General features: G+C 70.1%; 10 protein-coding genes. 8 read left to right on the top strand and 2 right to left on the bottom strand.

Annotated features, from left to right (window positions below; translation table 11 throughout):
• On the bottom strand, positions 1 to 1,074 hold a 1,074-nt coding region (locus JHN45_RS45150), incomplete at its 3' end, for an ABC transporter ATP-binding protein (protein WP_236584801.1).
• Between the two features lie 148 nt (positions 1,075 to 1,222).
• Between JHN45_RS45150 and JHN45_RS45145 the strand changes: the two genes are divergently transcribed.
• The 4 genes from JHN45_RS45145 to JHN45_RS45130 are packed head-to-tail and all read left to right on the top strand — an operon-like array spanning position 1,223 to position 4,797.
• Positions 1,223 to 2,134 carry an ABC transporter ATP-binding protein gene (locus JHN45_RS45145; protein ID WP_201055212.1) on the top strand — a complete coding sequence of 304 codons (912 nt, stop codon included), beginning with the start codon at positions 1,223 to 1,225 and terminating at the stop codon, positions 2,132 to 2,134.
• On the top strand, positions 2,131 to 2,865 hold the full coding sequence (locus tag JHN45_RS45140; RefSeq protein ID WP_200712367.1) for an ABC transporter permease: 735 nt from the start codon (positions 2,131 to 2,133) through the stop codon (positions 2,863 to 2,865). The genes JHN45_RS45145 and JHN45_RS45140 overlap by 4 nt, the downstream gene beginning before the upstream one ends.
• A 26-nt stretch (positions 2,866 to 2,891) precedes the next feature.
• On the top strand, positions 2,892 to 4,160 hold the full coding sequence (locus JHN45_RS45135) for a sensor histidine kinase (protein WP_200712368.1): 1,269 nt from the start codon (positions 2,892 to 2,894) through the stop codon (positions 4,158 to 4,160).
• Positions 4,153 to 4,797: a response regulator transcription factor gene (locus JHN45_RS45130; protein WP_019074477.1), complete on the top strand. Its 645-nt coding sequence runs from the start codon at positions 4,153 to 4,155 to the stop codon at positions 4,795 to 4,797. The genes JHN45_RS45135 and JHN45_RS45130 overlap by 8 nt, the downstream gene beginning before the upstream one ends.
• 9 nt (positions 4,798 to 4,806) lie before the next feature.
• Here JHN45_RS45130 and glgX read toward each other — a convergent pair whose 3' ends face one another.
• On the bottom strand, positions 4,807 to 7,101 hold the full coding sequence (gene glgX, locus JHN45_RS45125; RefSeq protein ID WP_201055211.1) for a glycogen debranching protein GlgX: 2,295 nt from the start codon (positions 7,099 to 7,101) through the stop codon (positions 4,807 to 4,809).
• Between the two features lie 152 nt (positions 7,102 to 7,253).
• Between glgX and JHN45_RS45120 the strand changes: the two genes are divergently transcribed.
• The 4 genes from JHN45_RS45120 (at position 7,254) to JHN45_RS45105 (ending at position 11,575) form a co-directional block, all read left to right on the top strand.
• Positions 7,254 to 8,486 carry an Ig-like domain-containing protein gene (locus JHN45_RS45120; protein ID WP_200712370.1) on the top strand — a complete coding sequence of 411 codons (1,233 nt, stop codon included), beginning with the start codon at positions 7,254 to 7,256 and terminating at the stop codon, positions 8,484 to 8,486.
• Positions 8,487 to 8,653: 167 nt separating this feature from the next.
• Positions 8,654 to 9,910, top strand: coding sequence for an Ig-like domain-containing protein (locus tag JHN45_RS45115; RefSeq protein WP_201055210.1), 1,257 nt, complete (start codon positions 8,654 to 8,656; stop codon positions 9,908 to 9,910).
• 85 nt (positions 9,911 to 9,995) lie between these two features.
• Positions 9,996 to 10,763 (top strand): enoyl-CoA hydratase/isomerase family protein, encoded by a 768-nt coding sequence (locus JHN45_RS45110; RefSeq protein WP_200712372.1) that lies wholly within the window; start codon positions 9,996 to 9,998, stop codon positions 10,761 to 10,763.
• A gap of 308 nt (positions 10,764 to 11,071) precedes the next feature.
• Complete coding sequence (locus JHN45_RS45105; RefSeq protein ID WP_019074483.1) at positions 11,072 to 11,575, top strand: ATP-binding protein; 504 nt, start codon at positions 11,072 to 11,074, stop codon at positions 11,573 to 11,575.
• Positions 11,576 to 11,792: the final 217 nt, after the last annotated feature.

Raw genomic sequence — 11,792 nt, 5'->3', positions numbered from 1 at the left:
GTGGGGGCTGGGCGCGCCCCGCGGCGGAGCCGCAGATTGATACAGCCCCGCGCTCCTTTGGGGCGCCTCCTGCTCCGGCGTTTCGTCCATGACCTCGAAATAGCGCTCCGTCGCCGTTGCCGCCTCCTGGCTCATGGCCAGGAGGAAGCCGATCGACTCCACCGGCCAGCGGAGGGCCAGTGCTGTGGAGAGGAAGGCGACCAGCGTGCCTGCCGAGAGGTTGCCGTCCGCGACCTGGACCGTGCCCAGGACCAGGGTCGCGCCGAGGGCCAGTTCGGGGAGGGTGACGATGACGCCCCAGATCGCGGCGAGCAGACGGGCCTTGTGGAGCTCGGTGCCGCGCAGGGTGCGGGAGAGGTCACGGAAGGCCCGGGCCTGGCTGCGGTGGCGGCCGAAGCCCTTGATGATGCGGATGCCGAGCACGCTCTCCTCGACGACCGTCGTCAGATCGCCGACCTGGTCCTGCGCGAGCCGCGCCACATGCGCGTACCGCCGCTCGAAGATCACACAGGTGACGATCACCGGCACGGCGGGTCCCAGGATCACCAGTCCCAGTGTCCAGTCCTGGAGCAGCATGATGATCACGCCCACCAGGATCGTCACGGCGTTGACCAGCAGGAAGGTGAGGGGGAAGGCCAAGAACATGCGCAGCAGCATGAGGTCCGTGGTGCCCCGGGAGAGGAGCTGACCCGAGGGCCAGCGGTCGTGGAAGGCCACCGGGAGGCGTTGCAGATGGCGGTAGAGATCCGCGCGCATCTCCGCCTCGACCCGTGACAACGGCCGGGCCACCAGCCAGCGCCGCAGCCCGAACAGGCCCGCCTCCGCGATGCCGAGCAGCAGCAGGTACAGCGCCCCGAGCCACACCCCCGCCGTGTCCCGGTCGGCGACCGGTCCGTCCACCATCCACTTCAGGACGAGCGGGAACACCAGCCCCGTACAGGACGCGACGACGGCCACCCCGGCCGCGGCGAACAGCCGTACCCGCACGGGGCGGACGTACGGCCACAGCCGCAGCAGGGTGCGTACGGCGGAACGACCGGTGTGGTCCATGGGGGTTGCACGTGTCGTCGACATCACGGGCGAGCCTACGGACCGGCACTGACAGTGCCCACCTAGTTTTGGCCGACCAGGGGGTCGTAGCAGCGCATCAACCGATCGGTTGATGTCCCTTCGAGCGCGATGGCCGATGTGGCCGGCCCTGCCTTCCCGGGATTCTCGAAGCATGTCAGCCACACCTGTCATCGAAGTCACCGCACTGCGCAAGTCCTACGGCGGCCGGGCCGTCGTCGACGGTGTCTCGTTCGCCGTCGAGGAGGGCGAGATCTTCGGGATCCTCGGCCCGAACGGCGCAGGCAAGACCACCACCGTCGAGTGCGTCGAGGGACTGCGCGTCCCGGACGCGGGCCGGGTCCGTGTCACCGGCCTCGACCCCGTCGCCGACCACGAGCAGGTCGCCCGCGTTCTCGGCGCCCAGCTCCAGGAGAGCGAACTCCAGGCCAAACTCACCGTCCGCGAGGCCCTGGAGCTGTACGCGGCCCTCTATCCGCACCCCGCCGACTGGCGGCCGTTGGCCGAACGCCTCGGTCTGACCGCCAAGTTGACCACCCGGTTCGCGAAGCTCTCCGGCGGTCAGAAGCAGCGCCTGTTCATCGCGCTCGCGCTGATCGGCAACCCGCGGGTCGTCGTGCTCGACGAACTGACCACCGGGCTCGACCCGCGCGCCCGGCGCGACACCTGGCAGCTCATCGAGGACGTCCGGGCCAGTGGGGTCACCGTGCTGCTCGTCACGCACTTCATGGAGGAGGCGCAGCGGCTGTGCGACCGGATCGCCGTGATCGACAAGGGCCGGGTCGCCGCGCTGGACACTCCGGACGGGCTGATCCGCCGCTCGGCGGGTTCCACCGTCATCAGCTTCACGCCCTCTGCGCCGCTCGACGACGGTGACCTGAACGCGCTGCCCGCGCTCACCTCCGTGGCCCGCAAGGACGACCGGATCACGCTCTCCGGCACCGACGAGACCGTCAACGCCGTCATCACCCTGCTCGCCCGGGGCCACATCACCGCCCACCAACTCCGGGTCTCCGACGCCACGTTGGACGACGCCTTCCTGGACCTGACGGAGGTCACCCGATGAACACCGCAGTCCTGCGCACCGAGTTGCGCCTCTTCCGCCGCGAACCGGGCGCCCTCTTCTGGATTCTGGCCTTCCCCACCCTGCTGCTGGTGATCCTGGGCTCCATCCCGGGCTTCCGCCACCACGACGCCGACCTCGGCGGCCTGCGCACGATCGACGTGTACGTCCCCGTCGCCGTCCTGCTCGGCATGATCGTCGGCGCGCTCCAGTCGATGCCGCAGAACCTCACGGGCTACCGCGAACGCGGCATCCTCCGCCGCATGTCCGCCACCCCGGTCCGCCCCTCCGCCCTGCTCTCCGCGCAGATGGTGGTCTACGGCGCGGCGGCCCTGGCCTCCGCCCTGTGCGCGCTGATCGTCGGCCGCCTCGCCTTCGACGTACGCCTCCCGAAGCAGCCGTTCGGCTATCTCCTCGCCCTGCTCCTGGCGATCCTGGCCGCGCTCGCGCTGGGCGCGGTGGTCTCCGCGCTGTCGCGGACGACGAAGATCGCGGGTGCCATCGGGTCGGCCGTGTTCTTCCCGATGATGTTCTGCGCGGGGGTGTGGATCCCGGTGAACTCCATGCCGGACGTCATGGCGCGGATCGTCGGCTACACGCCGTTCGGCGCCGCGGCGGAGGCCCTGAACCGGGCGGCGGCCGGCGACTGGCCGGGCTGGACGCACCTGGGCGTGCTGGTGGCCTGGACCGTGGTGCTGACGGTCGGCGCCTCGCGCTGGTTCCGCTGGGAGTAGGGGCGGCGGCCGTGCAGACTGGGGAGATGACCACCAGGGACCGCCAGATCGACCGGCGCTGGGAGCAGCTGCACACATGGGGGCCGTACGGGCTGCTCGGTATCAGTGTCGTCCTCGCGGTCGCCTCCGCCGGTCTGTTCGACTACAGCGGCGCCGAGTGGTACACCGGCTGGTCCCTGGCCGGTGCCGCGCTCGTCCTCCAGCTGTGGTGGCACGCCACCCGTGTCCGCCGCCCCGGCCGCGGCCGGACGCCGTCGCGGACGGGGACCGCGTACTACGTCGTCCGCTGGGCCCTCGCCTTCGTCCTCACCTGGATCGACCCGTTCTTCGCGTTCTACGCGGCCTCCGGCTACATGGACGCCGACGAGCTGATCCCCGGCAGGAACCGGCAGCGACTCGCACTGGTCGCGACCTCGGTGACCGTGGCCGGTGCGCAGGCCGGCGGGATGCCGTTCGGGAGCGCGGTCCAGTGGATCCTCTTCGGCGCGCTCCTGATCGCCATGTCCGCGCTGCAGTTGGCGGTCGCCCATCTGCAGGAGGCGGAGACCCGGCGCTCCCGCGAGCGCAACGAGACCATCACCGCACTCGAACGCACCAATACGGCGTTGCAACAGGCCCTCGACGAGAACGCCGCCCTGCACGCCCAACTCCTCGTCCAGGCAAGGGAGGCCGGGGTCGCCGACGAACGCCGGCGGCTGGCCGCCGAGATCCACGACACGATCGCCCAGGGACTGACCGGCATCATCGCCCAGCTCCAAGTCGTGGCCAACGCACCCGACTTGACGACCGCCCGCACCCACCTCGACCGGGCCTCCGCGCTCGCCCGGCACAGCCTCGGCGAGGCCCGCCGCTCCGTGCAGAACCTCGCGCCGATCGCCCTGGAGCACGACGGACTGCCCGAGGCGCTGAAGAACACGGTCGCCGAATGGGGCGAACGCACCGGCGTACGCGCCGAGTTCACCGTCACCGGCACCACCGAACAGCTCCACGACGAGGTCTCCGCGACCCTGCTGCGCATCGCCCAGGAGGCCCTGTCGAACGCGGCCCGGCACGCCCGGGCCACCCGCGTCGGCGTCACCCTCTCCTTCCTCGGCGAGGACGTCATCCTCGACATCCGCGACGACGGACAGGGCTTCGACCCCCTCGCGCTGCCCGAGCGCACCCGCACCGGAGGCTTCGGCCTCGACGGCATGCGGGCCCGCGCCGAGCGCATCGCGGGCACCCTCGCGGTCGAGTCGGAGCCGGGGCACGGCACTGCCCTGTCGGCTCGCGTACCGTTGGTCCGCCATGAGTGACGAGCCCCTGATTTCCCTGCTGATCGTCGACGACCATCCCGTCGTACGGGACGGTCTGCGCGGCATGTTCGAGTCCGCGCCCGGATTCCGCGTCCTGGGCGAGGCGTCGAACGGCGTCGAGGCCGTGGAGCGGGCCGCCGCCCTCGACCCGGACGTGATCCTGATGGACCTGCGGATGCCGGCCGGCGGGGGAGTCGACGCCATCCGGGAGCTGACCCGCCGCGCCGCCCGCGCGAAGGTGCTCGTCCTGACGACGTACGACACCGACTCCGACACGCTGCCCGCGATCGAGGCGGGCGCGACCGGCTATCTCCTGAAGGACGCGCCCCGCGACGAACTGTTCACCGCCGTCCGCGCGGCGGCGGAGGGCCGTACGGTCCTCTCGCCCGCCGTCGCCTCCCGCCTGGTCTCCGCCGTGCGCGGCCCCCAGACCCCCGGCAACGAACCGCTCTCCGCCCGCGAACGCGAAGTGCTGGCCCTCGTCGCCAAGGGCACCTCCAACCGCGAGATCGCCCGCGAACTCTTCATCAGCGAGGCGACCGTCAAGACCCATCTCACCCATCTGTACGGCAAGTTGGGCGTCAAGGACCGCGCGGCGGCGGTGGCGACGGCGTACGACCGGGGGATCCTGGGCTGAGGGCAGTGCTCAGCCCAGCACCTTCAGCAACAGCACCGCCCGCGCCGGCACCGTGATCGCCGACCCCGCCCGGTGCACCACCCCCGGCGCCTCCGCCTGTTCCTCCCGCGAGGTGTCGACGACCACCTCGTACCGTTCCGCCCACGGCGGCCCGGGCAGCACGAAGCTCACCGGCCGGTCGCCCGCGTGCAGGACGGCGAGGAAGCTGTCGTCGAGGATCGGGTCGCCGCGTTCGTCGCGGCCGGGGATGTCGCGGCCCGAGAGGTACATGCCGAGGGTGGCGGCGGGCGCGTACCAGTCGCGTTCCGTCATCTCCGTGCCGCGCGCGGTGAACCAGGCCAAGTCCCTTATGCCGTCCGCCGATCGGGCCCGCCCGGAGAAGAACGCCCGGCGGCGCAGCACCGGGTGGCGGTGGCGCAGGTCGATCAGCCGGGCGGTGAGGTCGGTCAGCGCCCGCCAGCCCGGGTCCTCCCGCAGCTCCCAGTCCACCCAACTGATCTCGTTGTCCTGGCAGTAGGCGTTGTTGTTGCCCCGCTGCGTCCGCCCCAGCTCGTCGCCCGCGACCAGCATCGGCACCCCGGTCGAGAGCAGCAGCGTGGTGAGGAGGTTCCTCAACTGCCGTCGCCGCAGCGCCTGTACGCGCTCGTCGTCGGTCTCGCCCTCGACCCCGCAGTTCCAGGACCGGTTGTCGTCCGTGCCGTCCCGATTGCCCTCGCCGTTGGCCTCGTTGTGCTTGCGCTCGTACGACACCAGGTCCCGGAGGGTGTAACCGTCGTGCGCCGTGATGAAGTTGACGGAGGCGTACGGGCGCCGGCCGCCCCACGCGTACAGGTCGCTGGAGCCCGACAGGCGGTACCCGAGGTCCCGTACGTCCGGGAGCGCGCCGCGCCAGAAGTCCCGGACGGCGTTGCGGTAGCGGTCGTTCCACTCCGTCCACAGAGGCGGGAAGGCGCCCACCTGGTAGCCGCCCGAGCCCACGTCCCAGGGCTCGGCGATCAGCTTCACCCGTCGTAGCACCGGGTCCTGGGCGATGACCGCGAGAAACGGGGACAGCATGTCGACGTCGTGCATCGAGCGGGCCAGCGCCGCCGCGAGGTCGAAGCGGAAACCGTCGACGCCCATCTCGGTGACCCAGTAGCGCAGGGAGTCGGTGATCAGGCGGAGCACGTGCGGCTGGACGACGTGCAGGGTGTTGCCGCAGCCCGTGTAGTCCGCGTAGCGGCGGGCGTCGCTCTGGAGGCGGTAGTAGCCGCGGTTGTCGATGCCCTTCAACGACAGCATCGGGCCCAACTCACCCGCTTCCGCCGTGTGGTTGTAGACCACGTCGAGGATGACCTCGATCCCGGCCTCGTGCAGCGCGCGCACCATCCGCTTGAACTCGCCGACCTGCTGACCCGCCGTACCGGTCGCCGCGTAGGCCGCGTGCGGGGCGAAGTAGCCGATCGAGTTGTAACCCCAGTAGTTCTTCAGGCCCTTGCGCAGCAGATGGTCCTCGTGCGCGAACTGGTGGACGGGGAGCAGCTCCACGGCCGTCACGCCCAGCTTCACCAGGTGCTCGATCGCGGCCGGGTGCGCCAACCCGGCGTAGGTGCCCCGGAGTTCCTCGGGTATCCCGGGGTGCAGCCTGGTGAAGCCGCCCACGTGGAGTTCGTAGATCACCGAGTCCGCCCACGGCGTCTTCGGGCGGCGGTCGTCCATCCACTCGTCGTCGGTGGTGTCGTCGTGGACCACAACTCCCTTGGGGACGTGGGGTGCCGAGTCGCGGTCGTCGCGCACGGTGTCGGCGACCTGCTGCTGCGGCCAGTCCCGGACGTGCGCGTACACCTCGGGCGGCAGCCCGAACTCGCCGTCCACCGCCCGCGCGTACGGGTCGAGGAGCAGCTTCGCCGGGTTCCAGCGGGCGCCGGTCCACGGGTCCCAGCGGCCGTGCACCCGGAAGCCGTAGCGCTGCCCGGGCAGGACACCCGGCAGGAAGCCGTGCCAGATCTCATGCGTCAGCTCGGTCAGCGGGGCGCGGGTCTCCGCCCCCTGCTCGTCGAACAGACACAGCTCGACCGCCTCCGCGCCGCCCGCCCACAGGGCGAAGTTGGTGCCCGCCACTCCGTCCGGGCCGACCCGGAACCGGGCGCCCAACGGCATCGGCGTCCCCGGCCACACGGGCACGGCCGGTGGCAGGTGCGGGGCGCCGTTCAGCAGGGGGGCGGCCCGCGGTGCCGGTACGGCCTCCACAGCACGCTCCACCGGCACGCCGTCGCCTTCGACGCGCCCCTCCTGCACGGCCTCCTGCTCGGCTGCGCTCGACACCGTCCGGCCTCCTGCGGCTCATGGAACGACGAGGTGAAGAGCGCGCGACGTCCCGGTCGCGAGCCCCTGTCCTGCCATCCTCCCCACTGTTCTGCCCAGAGCTTGGGTCGCACTCACGTTTCCCTGAGGCAGGGCCGCTCGTTGAGCACCCCGTGAGGCATGCACAAGGGCGCGCGCGGCGCGCGGGGGTCGCACTGGCCGCCGTACTGACATGGGCAGGACTGCTGGCCGGAGCCACCGGCTGTACTTCCGACGGCGCGGGCGGGGGCGGCATCGACGAGCTCTTCGGCAAGGCACCGGCGCCCGAGGATGTGATCCGGATCTCGCCCGACGACACCGCCAAGGGCGTCAAACCCGACCAGCGGCTGCTGGTCAAGGTGCCCAGCGGACGTCTGGAGTCGGTGCAGGTCGTCAAGGAGCAGGACGCCCAGGACACCCCCGTCCCGGGCCGTATCTCCGAGGACGGACTGCGCTGGGAACCCGAGGACCCGAAACTCTCCCTGGCCGCCCGCTACACCGTCGACGCGGTCGCCCTCGACGGCGACGGCCGCCGCTCCGCCCGGCACACCACGTTCACGACCTACGTCCCCGACGAACGGTTCATCGGATACGTCACCCCCGAGAACCGTGCCACCGTCGGCACCGGGATGATCGTCTCCCTCGGCTTCAACCGGGAGATCGAGAACCGGGCCGCCGTAGAGCGCGCGATCCACATCACCGCGAAGCCGGCCGTCGAGGTCCGCCCGCACTGGTTCGGCAAGGCCCGCCTGGACTTCCGCCCCGAGTCCTACTGGAAACCCGGCACCCAGGTCACCGTCTCCCTCCGCCTCCGTGACGTCGAGGGCGCACCCGGCGTCTACGGCCTCCAGTACAAGACGTTCTCCTTCACCGTCGGCCGCAGCCAGGTCTCCCTGGTCGACGCGGTCAAGCACACGATGGAGGTACGGCGCGACGGCGACCTCCTGGCCACCGTGCCGATCACCGCCGGCGCCCCCGGGCGGACGACGTACAACGGAAAAATGGTGGTCATGGAGATGCTGGAGGTGACCCGGATGAACAGCCGCACGGTCGGCTTCGGCGGCGAGTACGACATCCCCGACGTCCCGCACGCCATGCGGCTCACCGACTCCGGCACCTTCCTGCACGGCAACTACTGGGCGCCGGACGCTCCCGGACACATCAACGTCAGCCACGGGTGCGTGGGGCTGCGGGACGTGAAGGGCGGCGGCTCGGACACCCCGGCCGGCTGGTTCTTCGACCGGAGCATCGTCGGGGACGTGGTCGAGGTCGTGCACAGCAACGACAAAAAGGTCGCTCCCGACAATGGCCTCGGCGGGTGGAACATGGGTTGGAAGGAGTGGAAGGCGGGCAGTGCGGTCAAGTGAGCGGAGTTGGGGCGGGCACCCGATGTCAGGCGCCGGTCGAAGTTGCGACCGAACGGTGACAATCACCTGACACGAAGCTCAAATCCTGGCAGTTAATATGCGCGGACGCGCACGTCAGATGCGCAAAGGGGTGCGGGCCGGACCAGGCCCGGCGAGGGGAGAAAGTCTTGAACGTGCGACCGATATCGGGGGCGTCGGTTGACGCGCGCGGCCGGAGAAACAAGGGCTTGCTGGCGCTGATCCTCGGCGTGCTGCTGCTCGCCGTCACCGCGTGCGGAGGCGGCGGCGGTGGCTCCAACTCGGGCTCCGGCACAGGCTCGGGCGACAGCAAGGACAAGGCCTCGGACACGGCCCAGACCAAGCAGTCGCAGGCAGTCGTCACCATCGCCCCCAAGGACGGCTCGAAGTCCGTCGACACCAGCGGCGCCCTCAAGATCAGTGCCGCGAAGGGCAAGTTGACCGAGGTCACCGTGAAGGACGCCGGTGGCGCCAAGGTTGACGGCGCGATCACCGGCGGCGGCGCGACCTGGACTCCCGCGACGCATCTCGCCGCCTCCACCAAGTACACCGTGCACGCGGTCGCCAAGGACTCCGCGGGCCGGGTCGCCGCCGAGGACTCCAGCTTCACCACGCTGACCCCGGCCAACACCTTCGTCGGCTACTTCACCCCCGAGGACGGCTCCACGGTCGGCGTCGGCATGCCGTTCTCCATCCGCTTCACCCGGGGCATCACGCACCCCTCGGACGTGAAGAAGGCCATCAGCATCACGACCTCGCCGGCCGTCGACGTCGAGGGCCACTGGTTCGGCAACGACCGCCTCGACTTCCGCCCCGAGAACTACTGGAAGTCCGGCACCAAGGTCACCGTCAAGCTCAACCTCGACGGCGTGGAAGGCCGTTCGGGCGTCTACGGCAAGCAGACCAAGACGGTCAAGTTCACCATCGGCCGCAACCAGGTCTCCATCGTCGACGCCAAGAAGCACACGATGAAGGTCACCCAGGACGGCAAGACCATCAAGACCATCCCGGTCACCACCGGCAAGCCCGGCTACGACACCTGGAACGGCCAGATGGTCATGAGCGAGAAGCTCACCGTGACCCGGATGAACGGCGAAACGGTCGGCTACGGCGGCGAGTACGACATCAAGGACGTCCCGCACGCCACCCGCCTGACCGACTCCGGCACCTTCGTCCACGGCAACTACTGGGGCGGCGACGCCTTCGGCAACTACAACGCCAGCCACGGCTGCATAGGCCTGCGGGACGTCAAGGGCGGTTACAGCAAGACCGTCCCGGCCGCCTGGTTCTTCAACCACTCGATCCTCGGTGACGTCGTGGTCGTCAAGAACTCCAACGACGCGACCGTGGCACCCGACAACGGGCTCAACGGCTGGAACATGTCGTGGGCCAAGTGGACCGCGTGACGCTCTCCTAGCGACGTACTGCGGGCCCGGTGCTGTGACCGACAGCACCGGGCCCGTTGTCGTTAGCGGCGGTTAACCTGCGTGCATGACCGTGAATCTCGAAGTCGCCGAGGGCGTCGGCACCATCCGCCTCGACCGCCCGCCGATGAACGCGCTGGACACCGCCACCCAGGACCGCCTCAAGGAGCTCGCCGAGGAGGCCACGCGCCGCGAGGACGTGCGGGCCGTGGTCGTCTACGGCGGGGAGAAGGTGTTCGCGGCGGGCGCGGACATCAAGGAGATGCAGCGCATGGACCACGCGGCGATGGTCGCGCGGTCGCGTGATCTGCAGGACTCCTTCACGGCGGTGGCCCGCATCCCCAAGCCGGTCGTCGCGGCCGTCACGGGCTACGCGCTGGGCGGGGGCTGCGAGTTGGCGCTGTGCGCGGACTTCCGTATCGCGGCCGACAACGCGAAGCTGGGGCAGCCGGAGATCCTGCTCGGCCTCATCCCCGGTGCGGGCGGCACGCAGCGGCTGGCCCGGCTGATCGGACCGTCGAAGGCGAAGGACCTCATCTTCACCGGCCGGATGGTCAAGGCGGACGAGGCGCTCCAACTGGGCCTGGTGGACCGGCTGGTGCCCGCCGCCGAGGTGTACACGGAGGCACACGCGTGGGCGGCGAAGCTCGCGCAGGGACCGGCGATCGCGCTCCGTGCGGCCAAGGAAGCGATCGACACCGGTCTGGAGACGGACATCGAAACCGGGCTCGCGGTCGAACGGACGTGGTTCGCGGGGCTGTTCGCGACCGAGGACCGCGAGATCGGGATGCGCAGTTTCGTCGAAGAGGGCCCCGGCAAGGCGAAGTTCCAGTGAACCGGACCGTCGAAGTCCGGTGAACCGGATGGTCAAATACCGCTCAGCCACTTGCAATTGACGCGATGTCTCATACAGGTCCCTCGACAGGATGGTTTATGGGAACCTTAAGGTGACCTTAAGCCTGCCTTGTCGAGGGAGCCTGTCGATTGCCTCCAACAGAGCCTTCACCGCAGGTCGGAGGGGTTGCGGCCGACGCCGAAATGCCGTTGGCATATGTCAATCGGATGTCGCGGAACGGGTGCTTCCGGGGGGCGTATTCCTCCGGAACCGCCCCGGAGGCCGTCCGGGGCGGCCATGATGGACGCATGGCGGGGCTGGAAGGTATCGGACAGCCGCGGGGACAAGGCCGTGCGACCGCGGCGCGCTGGTCGCCTGCGGTCGAGGACGAGCGGGCACTCAAAGCGATCGAGTTGTTCGGTGATCCGACGGAGGCTGAAGTTCCGCTCCCGTCCCGCCCCGAGTCCGCCGCCGCGGCCCGCCGACTCACCCAGATCGTCGTCCTACGGCACTGGGGACTCAGCCCGAAAATGACCGAGGACGCCGTCTTACTGGTTTCGGAACTGGTCGGAAACGCCGTACGGCACACGGGCGCCCGGGTGTTCGGACTGCGGATGAAGCGCCGCCGCGGCTGGATCCGCGTCGAGGTCCGCGACCCCTCCCGGGGGCTGCCCTGTCTGATGCCGGTCCAGGAGATGGACCTGAGCGGTCGCGGCCTGTTCCTCGTCGACAAACTCTCCGACCGCTGGGGAGTCGACCTGCTGCCTCGCGGCAAGACGACGTGGTTCGAGATGCGGGTCGCCGACCGTTGAAACGGTCGTAGGACCAAGGTGAGAACCGTCGTAGGACTCCTGTTCGGAACGCGACCCGTCTGGGTCCCTCGATCGGGTTAATGCCCCGGTTTCTCGCTCTGCGCCCCTTAAATGGACCGGGTGACCACGACCGACCGCCGTACGGCGTTGCGTGCGGGTGCCGGGCTCGTCGCCGGGGGCGCACTCGCCGCCGGATGTGCCACGACCGGCCCCGCCG

Source organism: Streptomyces sp. MBT53 (genome assembly GCF_016654115.1).
Taxonomy (GTDB): Bacteria; Actinomycetota; Actinomycetes; order Streptomycetales; family Streptomycetaceae; genus Streptomyces.
This window is presented reverse-complemented; position numbering and strand designations above follow the sequence as displayed.